Raw genomic sequence first — 17,504 nt, forward strand, 5'->3', positions numbered from 1 at the left:
GATCACGGGGCGGCCGTGCCTGTTCTGCACCCGACCCCACCCAATCTGGTCATCCGTCAGGAAGCGGGCGTCAGCCGACTACGCCGAAGCCCTGGTACTGGGTCACGGCCTGTGCGTCCGGGGAGGCATCGACATCCGCAGGGACTGGCGGTCGGGCTGCGGCGCTGGAAGGGCTGGCCTCTGTTGGTCGGGAACTGCTTTCGCACCGGCGATGTCTGGACGCGCCCTCAGCCACACCCGTGCGACCACATACGGAGCACCGGCGCTGTTCATGTGCAGTGGCTGTAGTCGGCACGGCCGTGAGGATCGTGTCCGGGTCGTTGTGCCCACCTGATGATTCATCGGACTCTGCCGTGTTCTCCCAAGCGGTCAGGGCGGCAACGGCTTCCTGATACCGCTGACGCGCTGCTTGGAGACGGGTTCCCGCTGCGGATAGATCAGGTCCTACCGTCCTGGGCTCTGGCACAAAGCCATCCTTCACCCAGCGCGTGTAGTGGTCTTGCTCAGCCTTTTGGTACTTCATTTCCGCTATGCGAAGCTGATTTTTGCTACTCCAAAGCTCAAAGCGCAGCGCCACCTCCCTGTCTACTCGCACCCTCGTGTACGGATCCCGCTCGTTGCTCATGCGGTGGGCTCCCTCAGCGCAGCCTCCGGGCGTAGGCCCAGACCCCAAACTCACCTCTGCGCAAAGTAGCGGTCCAGCCTTCTAGTACTCCAGCTGTAGATCGTGATCTTCATGTCTGGGGTGCGGCTTGTCACCGGTAATGGCTGGTGCGGGACCGGGCTTGGTGGCGGCGTCGCCAGTCGGACCAGCCGAGCCGGTGGGCTGCGTCGTGGGCCGGCCGAACGACGAGTGTGATGAACAGGCGCTGGATCTCGTTGCAGGACAGCGGGACCAGCTCGTCCGGGGCGGGATTGCTGGCGTGTTCGTCGGCGCGGACGACAGCGAGGAAGGCGTGGGCGAGCATGGCGAGGGTGACCCAGCGGGTCCAGGAGGGGTAGCGGCGGACCTGGTGCTCATCGAGTCCGGTCAGCCCCTTCTCGGTCTGGAAGGTCTCTTCCACCCGCCATCTGGATCCGGCGACCCGCACCAGCTCGGTCAGCGGCACCGGCCGGGGCGAGAAGCAGCGGTAGTAGGCGAGTTCGCCGGTGGAGCGGTTGCGGCGGATCAGCAGCTGGTGGCGGGCCGGGCACGGGCCGGCCAGGTCGATGACGGCCCAGTCGTAGAAGCGGTGCCCCTTCGCACCGTGTCCGGCCGACAGCTTTTGCCAGGCCCGCTTCGGCAGCCGTTTGACCAGATGGTCTGCCCGGAACTTGCCTGCTGGGGTGGGGACTTCTGCGGAGCAGGCCACCGCGAGGACGTAGCCGATGCCGCGTTCCTCCAGAGACGTGCGCAGTTTCGGGTTGCCGCCGTAGACCTCATCCCCGGTGACCCAGCCCGCGTGGTGTCCGGCGTCAAGGAACCGTTCGATCATCGTGCGGGCCAGGTCTGGCTTGGTCGCGAAGACGGTGTCCTCGCCGAGTCCGGCTGCCCGGCAGCGTTCTGGGTCGCCCGTCCAGGAGCGCGGGATGTACAGCTCCCGGTCCACCGCCGCGTGTCCCCGCTCGCCCGCGTAGACGAGATAGACCGCGACCTGGGAGTTCTCGATCCTGCCGGCGGTGCCGGTGTACTGGCGCTGGACGGCGACGGTATGGGTGCCCTTCTTCACATCGCCGGTCTCGTCGACGACCAGCACCGCGGCCTCGTCATGGAGGTGCTCGACGACGTATTCGCGCACGTCATCACGGACACCATCGGCATCCCAGACGGCCCGGCACAGCAGATGCTGCATGCCGTGCGGGGTGGCCTCCCCGGCCCACTCCGCGATCGTCCAGCAGTTCTTGCGCGGCAGGTCCGACAGCAGGCCCAGCACCAGCCGCCCGGCCCGCAGCCGTGGTTCGACCCGCGCGAACCGGCCCGCTATCCGACCCATGGCCACCTCGAACGCCTCCCGCCAACGCGCGGGATCTATGCTGTGGCCCGCGGCCACCGTCTCTTCGTCAGTCCACACAACTCACGATGATCAACGGTGGTCGCACCCCTACGGCCCCCTGTCAGTGCCGGACGAGACAGAACGGGTGTCCTGCCGGATCCGCGAAGATGCGCCAACTCCGCTGGCCATCACCCGCGTCGAGCAGCGTGGCGCCCCGCGTGAGGACGTCGTCCTGAGCTTGTTCCAGGTCCTTGACCTCCAGGTCGAGGTGGAACTGCTGAGGGTGAGCGGAGTCCGGCCACCGCGGCGGCTGATAGTTGTCCACGCGCTGGAAGGCCAGCACGAACCCACCACTGGTGTGGAGTGTCGCCCAGCTCTCCCCGAGCGACCACCGCGGATCCGGCTGGTTCACTACCCCGCCGAGAAGCGACTGGTAGAACCGGGACAGGCCAACGACATCGGCGCAGTCCAACACCACGCACTGCAGCTTGGCGATCATGAAGGGCAGCGTCTCACGACACCTGATCACGATCTACAGCTGGAGTACTAGATTCTGGTCTTCCCGGACTACCAGGGGTCCTTGGCGCCGTCGAGACATCCGCAACCGTCGACCAGGCAGATGGTGGCTCTTGCTGGCGACTCTTCCTTGATCATTTCCTTAGTCCGGAAAAGGGCGGCCAGCCTCGCCGAACTCCTGGCCCGTGAACTCCGTCACCGCGGCCGCCACGTGGACGTCGAACATCTCCACGCCCACCTGCCGCGCGTCCTCACCACGTCCGACCGTACCCACGCCGCCACCACCGAGCAGGAGGTTCCCCGATGATCCGTCGCAGGTTCCGTCGCTGCGGACACGCGCCGGGCACCCTCTCTTCCGAGGACCAGCGCATCGTCGACGCATTCCGCACGATGCTCGCCGCTCTCCGTGACCCGGAGCCGTGGACACCCGGCCGCTGCGAGGACATCGCGGTCCGGGTCGACCCCTTTGTGGAACGCGCCCACACCCGGCCCGGCGACGGCCACGGGCACATCATCGAGGCCAGCAAGATCCTCGGCATATGGACCCGGCCTACGCGCCGCTCTCCCACGCCGCGGCAAGCCTGAATCTGCCCGCCGACGTCGGCATGCCAGCTGCGGACTCGACTACGACGGCGAGCCCGGGCAGCGCGTACACCTCTGCCCCGCACCCGTCTGCCGTCACCAGTGGCGGCTGCCCTCGCTGCCCCGCCGGCGAAGGAATCGAGCATGCCCCCTGGGAGTCCCCAGCCGAAAGAAATGCGCCATCATCCTCGTCTCCAGCGGCCTGATGACCGCCTTAGCCCCTCAATAGGTACGACCTTCCGCCCTACTGGTAACCGTGCCTCCACGCTGGCCACCAGGTGACCTGCGCGGTCACACGGCCTACCCCATCCCGAGAGGACGCTCGTGGGACGACACAAGCCTGGCAAGCCCCGACGCCGCCGCCCCGACGAACTGCCCGACAACATCCGGATCAGAGAGACCCGCCCCGGAGAAGGCAAGGCATTCACCGATCTCGCCGCGCTCGCCATGGAAGGGCACGGCGACTTCGACGACCGCGAGGCCATGCGCGAAGTCATCGACGAAGGCGGCCCGTTCACCAGCCAGTTCGGAGCCGGACGGGTGGTCTTCCTGGTCGCGGAACACACGCCCACCGCGCGCATCGTCGGGATCTCGTCCAGCATCCCGCCCCTGTCCGTCCTCGGCGGTATGGAGCGCAATGGAGCAGACCCCGTCGCCCTGGGAGCTACCGCTATGGCTTACGTCAAGCTCCGAGCCCTGGCCGTCGCAGACGACTACCGCCGCCAGGGCATCGCCTCCGCCCTCCTCACCAAGGCCCTGGCAATCCACCGTGATCACCGCGCGTTCTTGGCATACGGGCAGTTCACCGCCGGGGACGCCACCCTCGCCCGGTTCTACCGGCGCCACGGGTTCACCATCCACGCCCCAGGTGAGCCGGTCATCCTCCCTGGCAGTTCCAGGCACCCCGACGTCGGCGCCTCACCGCTCCCCGGCGAGCAGATGTTCTCGCGCACGATCTAACCCCGAACGCCCCGCCCCCTGGCAGCTTCAGGGGGCGGCGCATCCGCGCCATCCTGAACGCGTGTGCAGGGCGCATTGACGTCTTGGCCTAGCAGCTCCGTACATCGAGGGCCTCTTCCCCAGTCCCGACAGGGAGCCCGGCCCCGTCCCGAATACCGCCATGTGGCACCCGGCCGCACCGGTGACCGCAGCCAGCATCCCCAACCCTGATGAAGGCGCACCCGCGATCTGGGCGGCCTGACACGTAATACCGAGCACGGCAAAGGCCCGTACGCCCCGGAAATTCCTTCCGTGGGATGTACGGGCCTTTTGTGTTTCAGGGCTCTCAGGCTGGTTGCTGCTCCTGCTGGGTCAGCTCACGTACGAGCTCCGCGTACTCCTCGGGATGCTCCGTCCGCAGGATCCCCAGCCAAGCGCGGGCGCCTTCGATGAATGCGGGCAGCTCCATCTTCGTGTGCAAGTGCATGGCGACGTAGAACGGATCGTCATACGGCAGCCGGCGCACCGGCCGGCCGTTGTCGCCCTGAGAGACCTTCGTGTCTGCGGGGCCGTTCAAGCGCGGGCCTGGCAGGCCGGCTGGCGCAGTTTCCAGCGCGCCTTCCTCGCCATCGTCTTCTACCGCGGTAAGGCCTGGCTTCGTGGTACCCGTGCTGCTGCCCCAGGCCGTCTCGGTGCCGGTGCGTCCGGAGAGTTTGTTGTCCGCGGACAACGAATCCGAAGGCTCACCCGCCTCCGCAGCGTCACCCTCCATTGCAGTGCGAATGTTGTCCGCGGACAACAAAGTCTGGGGGGCCACCCCTTGCTTTGCCCCCCGCACCGCCTCGAGCACTGCCTTTTCCTGCTCCTTGGCCACGGCAGCTGCGGTCTTCGTCTGCTCCAGATGATCCAGCAGCGCCGCTGTGTCGAGGCCCGGATTGTCCTTCAGGTGGCGAGCAAGGAGCCGGCCGTCCCGCTCGGCGAGACTGTCGGCGCTGAGCATCGCCTGGAGTTCAACCGGCAGCTCCAGGAGAACGAGCTGATTGGTGACCCAGGACCGGTCCTTGCCTAGTTGCTCAGCGGCGCGAGAACGGGCACCCCGCTCCGACTTCTCTGCACAGATGTCGACGAGCTGCTGAACCCCTCGGGCCCGCTCTATGACGTCGAAGTCCTCACGGTCGAGATTCTCCTTGAGTAGGTGGTTGATGAACTCTTCGCGGGAGGAGGCCAGATCGTCCCGGACAACGAAGTCCAGCGCTTCAAGTCCGACGTGCACGGCGCTGCGGTAGCGGCGCTCGCCATTGATCAGAACGTGCTTGACGGATCCGATCCGTGTCTCGTGGTCGGGCCACAGCGCCAAGTAGGCGTTGCGGGTGACCGCCACGCATGCCGCCAGCTGCGCCTGGCGCAGCTCCTCGCCGAAACGGGTCAGCTCCTCCTCGGTGCCGAAGTTACGGCGTGGGTTCAGCGGGGTGGGCGAGACCTCATCCAGTTGCAGCCGGACAAGTTCGTACGACGGCACGTCGCCCTGGGTGACGGCCTTGGCTCGCCCGCGGGCGCTTCGGCCCCTCGGTACTTGGCCGAACGACCTTCCCTTGCCCAACTCTTCGGCCTTGCTCATGCGCTGATCCTCCGTGCCACAGTCCGCATCACTTCCGCCTGGTCGCCATAGGGCGCATGCACTAGCAGAGGCTTCTTCACGCGGACGGCCTCGCGCTGATCCTTCAGTTCGGGTACCACCGCGAGGACGGGGGGATCGCCGATGCTGTTCCATTCGTCGAGCGATGACGTGGCGACGTAGCCCTTGCGGCTGTCGTACATGTTGACCACGAACCCCAGCAGTGCGATATCGATGCCCATGTCCTCGATGAGGTCCTGAACCTGGTCGTAGAGCATGTCGTACGCGTCGGCGGAGGAGTCCTCGGCAAGCACCGGAACCACGATGCCGGAGGCGCTGTCCTCCTCTCCGTTACGGGTGCGGCCGAAGTACAGCGCCGTGTCCATGGAGTAGCCCAGGCTCGGGGGGCAGTCGACGACGATGTAGTCGAAGTCCTGCTCCAGCGGCTCAAGGGCCTTCTCGAGCGCTGTCTCCTTGATGCGTACGGCCTTGGTGGTGGCCAGCTTCGCGTCGAGCAGGAACGCGTCCTTGCACGCCGGCAGCAGCCAGAGGTGGTCCTCGAAGTCGCCACCCTTTATCGGCACGAGCAACTCGCCCAGCTCGCCCTTGGCTTCTTTCAGCATGTGCTTGGCCAGGCTGGCCTCATCGATGTCGAGCATTGCGTAGCCGAGCTGCTTGGTGAGGTGGCCCTGGGGGTCGAAGTCGATGAGCAGGGTGCGTCGCCCGGTTTCCGCCAGGGCCTGAGCAACACCGGCGGAGACCGAGGTCTTGCCCACGCCGCCCTTCTGGTTGCCGAAGATGATCCTGCGGGCCCCGGTGCCACGCGGGGGCTTCGGCCGGGGAGTGGGGTTGCTGTCGAGCCACAGGCGGATCGCCTGGGCGATGCCCTGGTTGAAAGACACCTTCCGGGCGATGGCGTCCGTCTTGAACTTGCCGTACAGCCCAGCCGGGAGATAGGTCGCGAACGAGGTGCCGCCGCTGGTGTCAACGACAGCCAGGCTCTTGGCCTTACGCCAGGCCTCAACGCCCTCAGTCACGGCGTCCTGGATGTCCTTGCCCAGTTCCGCAGCGCGGACCTTCAGCTCCTTGCGCAGCTCAGCAGGCAGCTTGGCTACTACCTTTTCCCGATCACTCGGGTCGTATGGCGCGGTCATGGCGCTACCTTACTCACCTGTACGTGGCGGACACCATCAAGGCAGTCCATGGCGCTTGTTGTCCGCGGACAACAAACCAACCGACTGACGATTCGAAGCGCTCACCCGCTGGATGGCGTTGAGTCGCTGCGGGAGGGCGAGCTCTCTCCGGCACCGCTCGGTCTGTAGTCCGTGCGCGCTCTCGTGACTCTCGCCCGACGGTCCAGCTCGGACAGGATGCGCTGGTCATTGCGGGCAGGGCCGCTTTCACTGCATCAAGGCAACGAGACGGTAACGGTCTCGCGAGGGCTAGTTCGTGTGAGTACCTCAGCGAACACCACCAAGTCGCTGTCTGAAAATGACGGGGCTATGGCATCAGTGGTCCAACGCCACGCGCTCTACACACAGTTGAATGGACAACACCGGAACTCGCATCCCGTAGACCCGTCCGGAGTTCCGTCACACGTCCGCCCGGCGGCCGGACGACAAGGGCACGTGGGGCAACCTGTCAGCGGACTCGCTGATGATGCACATCGTCGCCGCGGACACTCTCTACCTCCTGTACTTCATGGAGGAGGTGTCGGCGCAGCTCGGGTGGGCGTGGGAGCCGCGCGAGGTGACGCCCGGCCGCCGGCCTGTCATGGAGATCGCCGGGATCGATCAGCGGCTCATCGGCTGGCAGTCGACCCGCCGCCAGCAGATCGAGGACGCGCTGCCCGTCCTCACGGCCAAGTATGAAGAGAAGCACGGGCACGCGCCGGGGGAGCGGGCCGCCTACGCGCTGGCCTGCCAGGCCGCCGACCAGACGCGGCCGCCCAAGCGCACGGAGCTGCTGTCGCTGACCGAGCTGCGCGAGCGATGGCGCACCTCAGCGATCCGGGCGTACGGCGCCGACGTCGTCGACCGGCTGGCGGAGCGGGCGCGGGCGGCGGCCGCGGTGGTGTGGGCGCGGGTGCGGCCGGTGGTCGACATAGCGCTGGCGGCCGTCGACGTCGTCGCCGTGGTGTACGTGATGCGCGGCGCGTTCAATCGCCACCACCTGCTCGCCGAAGCCCGCCGCCATCTCGCCTACGCCCTACGCGGCCGGCCTCACCAGCCCGGCCTGGACGAAAAGATCGTGCAGACGGTTGTCGACGACTACACCCGCCCCGTCGGGCGCGGCCTGAAGATGACCGCCGACCTGCGCGTCCTGTACCCGAGCGACACCGAGGACCAGGCCGTGCTCCGCCCGCTGACTCGCCGTCGCACCGCGCCGCCGTACGAGCGGGCCCGCCTCGCCGCCGGCGCCCTGGCCGCCCGGGTCCGCGCCGCGCGCCGTGCGGAGCGACTGGGCTCCCGCACCCGGCCGTACGCCGTCGCCGTGCCCGGCGCCTCGAGGCCGCACCCGCGGCCGTTCCGCACCGGAGGGCAGGACGGCCGCCGCCAGGAGCCGGAGACCGGCGTCGACACGGTGGAACAGACGCGCCAGACCTTGGAAGCCGCCGCCGTGCAGGTGGCCGCCACGCTCCAGGACAGCCGGCGGGCACGCGAAGCCGCCCACGGCCCCTGACCGCAGCCCGTCCCGGCGACGGCCTCGCCGCCGCACACCCAGCAGCCCGGCAACCACCACACGCCGGGCCAAACCACAGGAGGAGTCACGTGAGCACCCCGGAAGAACAGCCCAACCCCGAAGACGCCCTCGCCCGCGCCCGTGCCGCCCGCGCGGAGATGGCCGCCGCGCTCGAAGAGGACCAGGAGCCCGAGCCCGATGAGCCTGTGGGGTGGCAGCCGATCTGGAAGCGGCCCCGGAAGCCGAAGTCGAAGGCGGCGAAGAAGGTGGAACTGCGCAGGCAGCGGAAGCGACTTCAGGAAGCTGGGAAGCGCCGCCTCGCCGCCGCACAGTCGCGCCGGCCCTGCTCTCGGCAGAACCGAATCGGCAACGCCGCCGCGCGCCGCGATGCCCGCGCCCTGTCCCGGGTACGGCACTCCAGTGCCTGGCTGTGGTGACGATGCCGGGCATCGTCCACCGAGTGGAGCCCACGATGTTCAGCATTCAGTGCCGATGCACGACATCGGGTGGACTCCACTCTGGTGCGCCGGATGACGATGGACGCCACCGTGGTGCGCACCGCGATGGTCCGCCACCGCACCCGGTGCGCCACACCCGGCACTCTCGCACGTGCACGGTGCGCCGCACGCGATGTCCCGCACCGCACCGGTGCGCCCACCGCCGACCACCCCCTTGACCAGGTGCGGCCGGAGGCGCGCGACCCCTTGTCCAGGTCTGCTACCGAGGACGATTCCCCTTGACACAGCCCGTTTCGGCTGGAGATCAGGCCGTGGTCAAGGGGGTGTGTGATAGGGGAACCCGCCCGGCCGTGACGCGCGCCCGGTGCGGTGCGGCGATGCCGGTGGAGCGCACCGCGGTGGCGCGGTCCGGTGCGGCGATGCGGTGGACCGCACCACGGTGGTGCGGTGGTGCGCCTGCGACGCGCACCGCACCACCGCCGTCCCGGAGGTGCGGCTACGCGGTGGTGCGGTGCGCCGGGTGGGCCTCCATCGCCTGCCTCATCCCCGCGGCCTCCAGCTGGCGCAGGGCGTCGGCGACGTCGCCCTGGTCCTCGGTGAGGATGTTCTCTGCGAAGAGGACGATGGTCTGGGCGATGCCCGGCGGGAAGGCCAGGCAGGCGCCGTCGCCGTGGTACAGGACCTCCAGCAGCAGTCGCCCGAGCGCCGCGGCCAGGAAGGAGTGCGGGCACGGCTCCCCGTCGCAGTCGTCCACGGCGGTGACGGGGATGACGATGCGCGCGGCGACGTCCAGGAGCAGCTGGCGCAGCTCCGGCCCTGCGCCGTTGGCGACCGCTCCGGCGGTGTCGATGTCGCGGGCCTGCAACGCCCGGATGTAGGAGAACGCACCTGCGACATCATCCGGCTGCATCGGGGTCAACGGCTCGGTGGCGGCGGTGGTGGTGTTCTTGGGCATGACGGCTCCGTAAGTTGTTGGCTGGCCAGGGAGGGCTGGATGTGGCTGATGACGGCTTGCCGGTGGCGGCTTGCGAGGCGTGGCCGTCCAGTGGCTCAGGCGGTGGTCGGGCACTCGGGGGAGACGTTGCCGCGGACGTCAGCGAGGAACTGGGAGACCTGGTCGACCTCCTGCATGCACTCGATCAGGAACCCCGCCGCGATCCACGCGGTCTGCGCCCCACCGCCCGCCAGGCACCACCGCTTGAGGTACCGGCTCGCCACCGTCACCATCTGCCGCAGGGCGTACGCGGACTCGCAGTCGGCGTCTTCGTCGGGCACGGCGGTGATGTAGTCGGCCAGCAGCAGCGCGCCGAACTCGCCGATCAGCCGCGCGAGCTCCGACCCGGCGGAGTGGAATGCGGCGAGCGCGGCCTGGTCCTGCTCGCTGCCCTGGCCCCGCCAGACCAGCTCCACGTAGTCGGCGGCTCGCGCTACCTGCTCCGGGGCGAGCTGGGAAACCTTCGACGCAGTCGTCTCCATGACGCTTCCTCACTGTCGACGGGCCGCCGCACTGATCGCGACGTCCTCAGAAGCGATCTTCAGAGCAATTGCCTGTGGATAGAGTTCGCGCACCGACGGTGAGCGGACTCGCCTGGTCGGCGCTCGCGTTGCCCCCTTGTCCAGTTCCGCTACCTGCGACATACCGCCCATTTAGGCAGGGGAGAAATCTCCGTTCCGCCACGCTGCGTGATGCCCCGGAGGCAGGAGCTCCGGGCTCCGCTCGCCGTCTCGCTCGGGTCGACGGCCGCCTTGTCCGCGGGCTGCTCCCGACACCCTTGCTGAACCGCGGTCTTCTCAACTCGAAGCTGCAGACCTCTACCTGTAGCCAGGCGCCGGGGAGATGCCGCGCACGTCAGGACGCGCCATCTCCCCGGCGCTCAGGTCAGCACGAAGAGACGGACGTGTGGATCAGGTGGAGCAGCTCGCGGACCAGCCCGCCGGCCAGCGTGGCGGAGGCGGCGTAGAACGCCGCCTGCCCGAGGCCCTGGACAAGACGACGGCGGGCACGTCGCCGCTTCGGGACGGGGCGGTGCGTACGGTGGGACATGACGGTCTCCGTTCACGGGATGAGTCGGCTGCCCCCGCACCGCGTGTTCCTGGCTGGGATCCGGTGCGGGGCGCAGTTTCTGCTGACCCCAAGCCTTATGGCTGACGTCCGCTGAATCAGCTCCCGAGGCTCGAATCTCGATGTAAGTTCGGTGCCATGAACGGGAATCGGGCCACCACGTGGGTCGAGGGGACTTCGGCCGATCTGGTCGCCGACGCGCACGCTTTGGGCGTGATCAAGGCCAGTCCCAGGATGGTGACCTCCTGGATCGAGGACGGCATGCTCGCCAACCCCGAGCCGCGCAAGACCAGCGCGCACGGCAGCGATCCGCGAGTCTTCCCCCCGGAGCAACGCGAGTTGTTCACCAGACTTCTCGAAGCTCGAGAGCGTTCCCCGCTGGGGCGCATCCCGCAACGGTCGCTGATCCGTGTCGTGCTGTACCTGTGGCTGATCGACGACACCATCGTGCTCACCCCGCAGGCGCGCCGAGCCTGGCGTACCCACGCGCGCGCCACTGGCCAGACGACCGCCGTCCGGCGCCGCGAGAACGTCCGCGCCATCGTTGAGCAACTCGCCCACCCCTCAGCCACCCTCAAGCAACGGCGCACCGCCCAGTTCGTCCTCGAGGAAGGCGAGAAGACCGGGAAGATCGACCTCAACAGACTGACCGCGGTCCTCACGGAGCTGTACTCACCCTGGCCAGTCCAGCCCGGCATGCCGAGGATCGAACGAGCCCTTCCCGGCCCGTACGGGCCCGTCCCCGTCCAACACCACATCGCCATGTGGAAGGCCCGCCAGCAGACGATCAGCCTCCTCAAACAGGAGCAGGTCGACGAAGCCGAGCTCGACCGGGTGCGCGCCGCCTACAGGCCGATGTGGGCCGACTACCAGGCCAGTCGGCCCGCCATGGCGACCATCGGCGCCGGAGAGTTCGCGGCGTACTTCGCCGAACCCGAGACGATGGAGGGCCGCGCCATCGAGGCCGTCGATGCGTTCGTCTCGACGCTCGCCGGCGAACTCGGGCTGATCGAAGCCGCCTCCCATGCCGCAGAGACGGCACGCCTCAGACTGGCGCGCTGACGGCCCGAGGCCGGTCACCGACCAGTTGGTCCAACTTCAGTGGCAACGTGTCCCGGTTCGGTGTCACTGGACAGCCGCGGCCGCCTGATGATCACGGCTCGGTAACGGCGCTCAGTGGAGTGTCACACCGTCGACTTTCGCCACACCTCTACCAGGTGACGGGGGACTTCCATCCGGACCCCCGCGTCACCTGCGTGAGGAGCCTTGTCATGACGGACACCAGCAGCGTCCGGCAGCCCGATCCGGAGCCGGGCCCGACCTGGTCAAGGGGTGCGGGGCACCCGCCGGGCGGCCAGGAATCCAGTGCCGTGAACGGTGCCCCGAACGATTCCAACGTCGTTCCCATCACCGCAGCTCACACCGCCCGCCAGGGGGCCTCCCGGCTTGCTGACACCTCTCTCCCTTCCCCTGAGACGTCAGCGAAAGGGAAGAAGTCCACTCCCACGGCCGGGAAGGTGCGGGCCGATGCGCTGCGGATGCTGGGGTGCGTGCGGATAGCCACGGTCCGGCAGATGGCCGAGGTGATCACGAAAGAGGAGTCGGACGGCCGGTCGTACGTGCGCAGGGCGATGAACAAGCTGGCGGAGCTCGGGCTCGCGGAGACCAACGGCAAGGACGGCAAGCATTCGATCTGGAACCTGACTCCGGCGGGACAGAAGGCTCTGGCCGACGGCAACGAACTGCCTCCCCGACCCAAAGCCGGCACCGGAGCGAAGGCCGTTCTCGCCGGGTTCGGTCCGCACGGCGTCGCGGTGACGGACATGATCCTCGCCTTCGGAGGCCGCAAGCATCTGACCGACTGGCAGGTGGAGGTCAACCACGCCATCAAGGAGACCGGCCTGACCTTCAACACCGACGCCGTCCTGGCCCTGCCGACGAAGACCAGCGAGGTGTGCCTCTTCGAGCTCGACAACGGCACCATGTCCCAGGCCCGCGTCGCCAAGGAGGTCTGGGACTACGAGCGCTACGCCGGGCACCGCGTCTGGGAAGGAGCCCGCGGCACGATCGGCGGTACGTTCCCGTTCTGGCAGCGTCACCGCTACACCCGCTCCCAGACCTTCCCGCGGCTGCACGTCGTGCTGGCGGGCAAGGAGGAGCACCTGCTCGACAACCGCCTCCAGGCGCTCGCCGACGACGTGGAGGGCATCGCCGTCGCGGTGTGGGTGAACACCCTGCCCCGGCTCCAGCGGGGCGAGTCCTGGTACGAGATCGGCGTCGACGACCCGGACCGGCGCCGCCGGCGCTACCCCGAACCCGCCGGCCGCTGAACGCCGCCCACGGCACCGGGCACGCCCTTGCGTACGAAGGGCCTGCCCGGCGCCCGCCCCGGAGTAGGGCTGATGACGATCGCGTCAGTTCATGGAGAGGCGCGGTGGAGGGCAGCGGCGGGTGCCGGCGTGGGGATGGGGGTGATGGGCCGTGGCCGGGTGCCGGCTGCGCGTCGTAGGGGAGTGGTCTGTTGTTCGGCGTGCTTGTGCAGAAGCCGGGCGCGGCCGTCTTCGACCGTGTGGTCCTCGGTGAGGACTTTGCTGAACGTCCTCATGACGGCGTCCGCACCAGCGGGGCGGGTGGTGGGAGGGTCTGTGCTCGGCTGTGGGGGCGTGGGCCTGGCGAGGGCTGTTATGGCGGAGGGGCGGGCGGTGGGCTGGAGCCATGCCGTCTCTTCGGCTTCGGCGCGGGCGTGGTCCAGGAGTTGGTTGAAGTGGTCGATGTCGCCGCCCAGGACGCGTACGAACGTCTCGAGGATGGTCTGGTGCGGCAGGACCGTGGCCTCGAGGACGGAGGCGACGGCGCCGGTGCTCAGCAGCCAGCGGCTGGCGACCGCGATGTCGTTGGGGGCGGGGCGTCCGGCGCGCAGGTGCAGGGTCCGCACGGCGTCGCGGAGGCGTTCGGCGGCGGACCTGTCGTCGTCTTCGAGTTCGGCGTCCGGCTTGCGGCTCTTGTGGCTGAGTTTCTCTGATTCCCAGACGGTCCGCAGGACGGTGGGATCGGCGCCGCATGCCTGGGCGAACTTGCGTGTCAGGTCCCAGGTCGGCACCCGTTCGCCGGTCAGGATCCGGGACAGGTAGGAGGCTGAGCAGCCGATCTTGGTGCTGACCTCTTTGTTGGTGAGCTGGGAGGTGCGGATCAGCATGGACAGGATCGGAGCGAGGCGGTTGTACGCCGCTCCTGAGGATTCGATGGGGGTGCTCTGGTGCTTGGACTGCTCGATGCGATCGCTGTCTGAGTCGCCGGTTGCGCCCGCTGGGGCACTGTCGCAGGAGAGTTCGTCGGGCGTTTCCGTCGCGCGGGAGGCGGTGCTGCTGAAGATGCCGGTGAGGGAGGTGAGCGTTGTCTCGGAGCGGTTGAAGCGGGCGAGGCGGCGCAGGATGTATCGCTCGGTGTAGCGGTGGCGTGCGGTGTCCTCGCTGACGCCCAGGACCGAGCTGACCGCGGCCCATGTGACGCGGCGGTAGCGGGCCCGTCCGATGACGGCCGCGGTCAGGCCGTCAAGTTGTTCGTGCAGTTGGGCGACGCGATGCAGCGGTTCCTCCCCGTCGAAGGAGGGCAGCAGCCGCGCGAGGTCGCGGGCGCCGTCCTGGATGTCCTTGGCGATTTCGACGAGGAGTTCGTCGCCGGCGGATGGGCCGTGCGGGGCGGCGCGAGTCGCCGCACTGACCCGGCGTACAGGTCGCGGCTCTGTAGACGACTCCGTCGAGGATGGAGGAAGACCGGCGGGCGCGGTCGGGGCGTCACCGTGTAGGCGGCGCCTGTGGGCTGCCTGACGGCAGGCGTCCGCGCAGTATTTGCGCGGCCTGCCTTTCCCCGGTCCTGCAGTGAGAGCGGAGCCGCAGTGCTCGCATGTGTCGCTCACAGTTCTTCCATCCCGTAACGAAAAGGGTTCACAGAGGGCTGCGCGGCGCTGATACAGCCGAATTTCACCGGCTTTCGTCACACACCGCGTCGTCGGACGGCCGGGCCCGACCGTGATCGGGCCCGGGCCGCCGCGGGCGGGCGGTGAGGGACCGATGCCGTCAGCCCTCACCGCCGGACGGGTGTCAGCGCCGGTGACGGCGGAGACGGAAGACCTCGAAGGCGGTGCCGGACAGCACAGCGCCAAGGGCGTAGAGGGCCTCGGGAGACACCGTCACCTGAACGGAAGGCCGGGAAATCAGCACGTACCCGGTGAACAATGCGGCGACGAACGCGGCGGCCGTCTGCGTGCCAGACCGGTTCACGTAACGAAACGTTTCGTTACGGCCATTACGCTTACTGCGAGCGACGTGGCCGGAAGGCCGTTTGCCGCGACGACGCTGAGGGGTAGATCGCCTCATGGGGCACTCCTTTGTGTCACAGAAAGCGTGCGGGATCTCGAACGGTTTGGTAGACGCAGTCGAGATCCCGCACGCACCTTAGGGTGAAGCTACCGATACACAGTGCGATAGGCGAGTCACCCATTTGCCGCAATCGGGTCTATATTGCAGGTTGCCCCAGGACGGGTGACTTTCGTTGCGGTCACGGCCGAAATCTCCCTGCCTTCCGTTGTTCCGCGTGTCAGCCATGGCCCGATTTCATCGCTGAAACATTTCTGTCTTTTCCTGTCAAGCGAGATCGGAAGACCGCACAGATTTCACCGACAAGGGCACGCAGGGAGGCTTTGCGGTCGGAAATCTCGCCAACTTGAACATCGACACGTCGTAACACACCCCGGAACGTGCAATTGCAGGACCGGTGGTGTCCCCACGCCGCGTCGGCGGCGCGATACGGCGAGCGACCAGGGTCGCAGCCGTGTGCACGGCCGTTTCCGCGGCACTCATGGGACATGAGGGCGCTGGTGGGTCCTCCCTCACGGTGGTCCCGCTGGCCGTGCCAGAGGATCATCGCTACGACCGCGTCCATGTCTGCGGGCGCTCTCCTCGTGTCCTATGCGGGGGCCGCGCTGTTGACAGGGCATGCGAGCTGAAGAACGCCGGCGAATTCTCGGCGACGACGTCATCGCCCACATCCATGCCCGCGTCGCTGAAGCTCCCGATCCGCCTCCAGAGCTGGTGCAGAAGCTGCGCCGGATCATGACGCATCCCGGCGGCCAGGTCCCTACCGCTGAGGACGAGGTGTGACCGAGCCCTTCTGCTTGCAGTGCGCCGCCGAACGACTGGGCCCGACAGTCATCGAAGCCGCGGAGGTCCGCGGCAAGCGCTCCACCTCTCGGTTCCTACCTCGCTGCGCAGGTGCGGGCCGTCTTCCGCAGCGTGCCGCCAACGGCGTCGGGCAAGACGCCTGGGCGGACACCGAAGCAGTGCGGGCACTGAACCCATGTCCTGGAGGGAAGCGCATGACCAAGACCGAGATGCAGAGTCCAGCCTGATGTCCGGGCGTATCTGCCGCACAGTCGACGAGGCCTTCCAGGCCGGGTGGGAGGAGAAGTGCGAGCACGGCGCGGACCCCGGCGAATGCTCGCCGTGCGCCCTGACCGACACGGAGATTGCCCAGCTCGTGATCCTGCTTCGGCACCTTTTTGCGCCCCAGTAGGACGCGCGAGAAACCTAGGGGCGACCTGAAGCGCGCCGTGAGTTTCGGCGGCGCGGGCGCCACAGCAGGCACGGCGGAGGTTCCAGGGGCAGTGAGGTCGTGACCTGAGCGCTTCGGCGCCCGTTGAGCCGCCAGGGCCGGCAACACGTGCAGGCGGCCGTGTCGCCCGGGGGAGCAGATGACGTGTGAAGAGAGGGCCGTCACGGCCCTGGAAGCGGTGGCCGACCGGCAGCGGATGGCCGGCCATGGCTGGGCACTGGACTGGGATCTTCGCCCGGTCAAGCAGCGCGTGTTCAACCTCGCCGGGCGGGGTCTGACCGAGCTCGCGGACCGGGAAGACCGTGCGGCGCTGTCTGCGTGGGAGGGCCGGGCTGTCCGCTGGGCGGCCCGCCTGACCGCGTCCGGCCACGACCTGCTCCTCTACCGCCGGTTCCGTCCCCAGTCGGCAGCGGGCGCTCCCGGCCCCGGCCCTGGCCTCGACCTCGAGCGAGTGGAGCTGCTCCCCTCGCAGCTGACGGCGCTGCGCCTTTTCGTAGCCCTGGCCGGCCGGCTTCGGGTGCCGGCAGCCGACGGTTTGGCGGAGCGGGTACGCGACGCCCGGCGCGACACTGCGGTGAACCGGCACGTGCTGTACCTCTCGCCGGAGCAGATGGCGTCCGCCGCGTACGCGTTCTGGCTGCACAAGATGTCTGGCTCCGCGCTCGAGGCGAACCGCTTCACCCGCGACTACGGCATCAGCCACCACGACGGCTCTGGCGCGGAGCCGTCTGCCGACCGCTCCGCTGCCGGCGGATGAACGGGCCTCCCAGGCGGGCTCGCGCGGCGGTCCGGTCGCCCGCCGGAAGGCCAGGTCTGCCGCGAGCGTGCCGCGGGACCGGCACCTGGAGCTTCGCTCCTGAAGCCTCCCGCGGCGTGGGGCCGTTACTCACTTTCGAGTGACAGTCCATGCCGCGCTGGGGTGGCGTGACATGGCGAACTCGAGGGCCCGGCCAGCGCCCGCAAGGAGGCCGGAGCTGTCGCGCCGTCAACATCACGCACCAGCGACATAGATGGAGGATGCAGCCGAGAGTCATGGAAATATGGGCAACACGTAACACAGTCCGTGT

General features: G+C 68.4%; 17 protein-coding genes and 1 pseudogene. 8 read left to right on the forward strand and 10 right to left on the reverse strand.

Translation table 11 applies throughout. The annotated features are described in order from the left end of the window. Positions 1-755 precede the first annotated feature (755 nt). The 3 genes from ABT300_RS31060 to ABT300_RS31070 all read right to left on the reverse strand — a co-directional run bounded on the left by ABT300_RS31060 (position 756) and on the right by ABT300_RS31070 (position 2,763). Entirely contained in the window at positions 756-1,973 is a 1,218-nt protein-coding gene (locus ABT300_RS31060) for an IS701 family transposase (protein WP_351682678.1), read from the reverse strand. A 121-nt stretch (positions 1,974-2,094) separates the two neighbouring features. Further along, complete coding sequence (locus tag ABT300_RS31065; RefSeq protein ID WP_351682637.1) at positions 2,095-2,472, reverse strand: VOC family protein; 378 nt, start codon at positions 2,470-2,472, stop codon at positions 2,095-2,097. 159 nt (positions 2,473-2,631) lie between these two features. Then, on the reverse strand, positions 2,632-2,763 hold the full coding sequence (locus tag ABT300_RS31070) for a hypothetical protein (protein ID WP_351682640.1): 132 nt from the start codon (positions 2,761-2,763) through the stop codon (positions 2,632-2,634). Positions 2,764-2,792: 29 nt separating this feature from the next. Here ABT300_RS31070 and ABT300_RS31075 point away from each other — a divergent pair, with 29 nt between their 5' ends. Both ABT300_RS31075 and ABT300_RS31080 read left to right on the forward strand, forming a co-directional pair. Then, a complete protein-coding gene (locus tag ABT300_RS31075) occupies positions 2,793-3,074 on the forward strand; it encodes a hypothetical protein (RefSeq protein ID WP_351682643.1) in 282 nt (93 codons plus the stop codon). 321 nt (positions 3,075-3,395) lie between these two features. Beyond that, entirely contained in the window at positions 3,396-4,031 is a 636-nt protein-coding gene (locus ABT300_RS31080; RefSeq protein WP_351682646.1) for a GNAT family N-acetyltransferase, read from the forward strand. A 325-nt stretch (positions 4,032-4,356) separates the two neighbouring features. Here ABT300_RS31080 and ABT300_RS31085 read toward each other — a convergent pair whose 3' ends face one another. Both ABT300_RS31085 and ABT300_RS31090 read right to left on the reverse strand, forming a co-directional pair. Beyond that, the gene (locus tag ABT300_RS31085; RefSeq protein ID WP_351682649.1) at positions 4,357-5,628 is read right to left on the reverse strand and encodes a ParB/RepB/Spo0J family partition protein; all 1,272 of its coding nucleotides are present in this window, start codon (positions 5,626-5,628) and stop codon (positions 4,357-4,359) included. Beyond that, positions 5,625-6,779: a ParA family protein gene (locus ABT300_RS31090; protein ID WP_351682652.1), complete on the reverse strand. Its 1,155-nt coding sequence runs from the start codon at positions 6,777-6,779 to the stop codon at positions 5,625-5,627. The genes ABT300_RS31085 and ABT300_RS31090 overlap by 4 nt, the downstream gene beginning before the upstream one ends. A 448-nt stretch (positions 6,780-7,227) precedes the next feature. Here ABT300_RS31090 and ABT300_RS31095 point away from each other — a divergent pair. Together ABT300_RS31095 and ABT300_RS31100 are read left to right on the forward strand one after the other, a co-directional pair. Next, positions 7,228-8,400, forward strand: a pseudogene (locus ABT300_RS31095) (relaxase domain-containing protein); the annotation flags it as partial. Further along, complete coding sequence (locus ABT300_RS31100) at positions 8,397-8,744, forward strand: hypothetical protein (RefSeq protein ID WP_351682655.1); 348 nt, start codon at positions 8,397-8,399, stop codon at positions 8,742-8,744. The pseudogene ABT300_RS31095 and the gene ABT300_RS31100, both read left to right, overlap by 4 nt. A gap of 517 nt (positions 8,745-9,261) precedes the next feature. On the opposite strand, the gene ABT300_RS31105 is transcribed toward ABT300_RS31100, so the two are convergent. The 3 genes from ABT300_RS31105 to ABT300_RS31115 all read right to left on the reverse strand — a co-directional run bounded on the left by ABT300_RS31105 (position 9,262) and on the right by ABT300_RS31115 (position 10,809). Beyond that, the gene (locus tag ABT300_RS31105) at positions 9,262-9,720 is read right to left on the reverse strand and encodes a hypothetical protein (protein ID WP_351682658.1); all 459 of its coding nucleotides are present in this window, start codon (positions 9,718-9,720) and stop codon (positions 9,262-9,264) included. Positions 9,721-9,815: 95 nt separating this feature from the next. Beyond that, on the reverse strand, positions 9,816-10,241 hold the full coding sequence (locus ABT300_RS31110; protein ID WP_351682661.1) for a hypothetical protein: 426 nt from the start codon (positions 10,239-10,241) through the stop codon (positions 9,816-9,818). Positions 10,242-10,644: 403 nt separating this feature from the next. Further along, the gene (locus ABT300_RS31115; RefSeq protein ID WP_166663563.1) at positions 10,645-10,809 is read right to left on the reverse strand and encodes a hypothetical protein; all 165 of its coding nucleotides are present in this window, start codon (positions 10,807-10,809) and stop codon (positions 10,645-10,647) included. Between the two features lie 156 nt (positions 10,810-10,965). Between ABT300_RS31115 and ABT300_RS31120 the strand changes: the two genes are divergently transcribed. After that, a complete protein-coding gene (locus tag ABT300_RS31120) occupies positions 10,966-11,889 on the forward strand; it encodes a hypothetical protein (RefSeq protein WP_351682666.1) in 924 nt (307 codons plus the stop codon). Between the two features lie 476 nt (positions 11,890-12,365). After that, on the forward strand, positions 12,366-13,157 hold the full coding sequence (locus ABT300_RS31125; protein WP_351682681.1) for a replication-relaxation family protein: 792 nt from the start codon (positions 12,366-12,368) through the stop codon (positions 13,155-13,157). Positions 13,158-13,246: 89 nt separating this feature from the next. Here ABT300_RS31125 and ABT300_RS31130 read toward each other — a convergent pair whose 3' ends face one another. Next, on the reverse strand, positions 13,247-14,743 hold the full coding sequence (locus ABT300_RS31130; RefSeq protein ID WP_351682668.1) for a helix-turn-helix domain-containing protein: 1,497 nt from the start codon (positions 14,741-14,743) through the stop codon (positions 13,247-13,249). Positions 14,744-14,927: 184 nt separating this feature from the next. Next, a complete protein-coding gene (locus tag ABT300_RS31135) occupies positions 14,928-15,203 on the reverse strand; it encodes a hypothetical protein (protein WP_351682670.1) in 276 nt (91 codons plus the stop codon). Between the two features lie 618 nt (positions 15,204-15,821). Here ABT300_RS31135 and ABT300_RS31140 point away from each other — a divergent pair. Continuing rightward, positions 15,822-15,986 carry a hypothetical protein gene (locus ABT300_RS31140; RefSeq protein WP_351682672.1) on the forward strand — a complete coding sequence of 55 codons (165 nt, stop codon included), beginning with the start codon at positions 15,822-15,824 and terminating at the stop codon, positions 15,984-15,986. 590 nt (positions 15,987-16,576) lie between these two features. Next, on the forward strand, positions 16,577-17,194 hold the full coding sequence (locus ABT300_RS31145; RefSeq protein ID WP_351682675.1) for a DUF6417 family protein: 618 nt from the start codon (positions 16,577-16,579) through the stop codon (positions 17,192-17,194). Positions 17,195-17,504: the final 310 nt, after the last annotated feature.

This window comes from Streptomyces sp. NPDC001027 (assembly GCF_040299045.1).
GTDB lineage: Bacteria > Actinomycetota > Actinomycetes > Streptomycetales > Streptomycetaceae > Streptomyces.

Excerpts from the sequence above, each read along its gene's own strand:
- ABT300_RS31135 (WP_351682670.1), bottom strand. The coding sequence starts at position 15,203 with ATGAGGCGATCTACCCCTCAGCGTCGTCGCGGCAAACGGCCTTCCGGC.
- ABT300_RS31075 (WP_351682643.1), top strand. The coding sequence starts at position 2,793 with ATGATCCGTCGCAGGTTCCGTCGCTGCGGACACGCGCCGGGCACCCTC.
- ABT300_RS31065 (WP_351682637.1), bottom strand. The coding sequence starts at position 2,472 with ATGATCGCCAAGCTGCAGTGCGTGGTGTTGGACTGCGCCGATGTCGTT.
- ABT300_RS31110 (WP_351682661.1), bottom strand. The coding sequence starts at position 10,241 with ATGGAGACGACTGCGTCGAAGGTTTCCCAGCTCGCCCCGGAGCAGGTA.
- ABT300_RS31105 (WP_351682658.1), bottom strand. The coding sequence starts at position 9,720 with ATGCCCAAGAACACCACCACCGCCGCCACCGAGCCGTTGACCCCGATG.
- ABT300_RS31145 (WP_351682675.1), top strand. The coding sequence starts at position 16,577 with ATGACGTGTGAAGAGAGGGCCGTCACGGCCCTGGAAGCGGTGGCCGAC.
- ABT300_RS31140 (WP_351682672.1), top strand. The coding sequence starts at position 15,822 with ATGCGAGCTGAAGAACGCCGGCGAATTCTCGGCGACGACGTCATCGCC.
- ABT300_RS31115 (WP_166663563.1), bottom strand. The coding sequence starts at position 10,809 with ATGTCCCACCGTACGCACCGCCCCGTCCCGAAGCGGCGACGTGCCCGC.
- ABT300_RS31060 (WP_351682678.1), bottom strand. The coding sequence starts at position 1,973 with ATGGGTCGGATAGCGGGCCGGTTCGCGCGGGTCGAACCACGGCTGCGG.
- ABT300_RS31085 (WP_351682649.1), bottom strand. The coding sequence starts at position 5,628 with ATGAGCAAGGCCGAAGAGTTGGGCAAGGGAAGGTCGTTCGGCCAAGTA.
- ABT300_RS31125 (WP_351682681.1), top strand. The coding sequence starts at position 12,366 with ATGCTGGGGTGCGTGCGGATAGCCACGGTCCGGCAGATGGCCGAGGTG.
- ABT300_RS31120 (WP_351682666.1), top strand. The coding sequence starts at position 10,966 with ATGAACGGGAATCGGGCCACCACGTGGGTCGAGGGGACTTCGGCCGAT.
- ABT300_RS31090 (WP_351682652.1), bottom strand. The coding sequence starts at position 6,779 with ATGACCGCGCCATACGACCCGAGTGATCGGGAAAAGGTAGTAGCCAAG.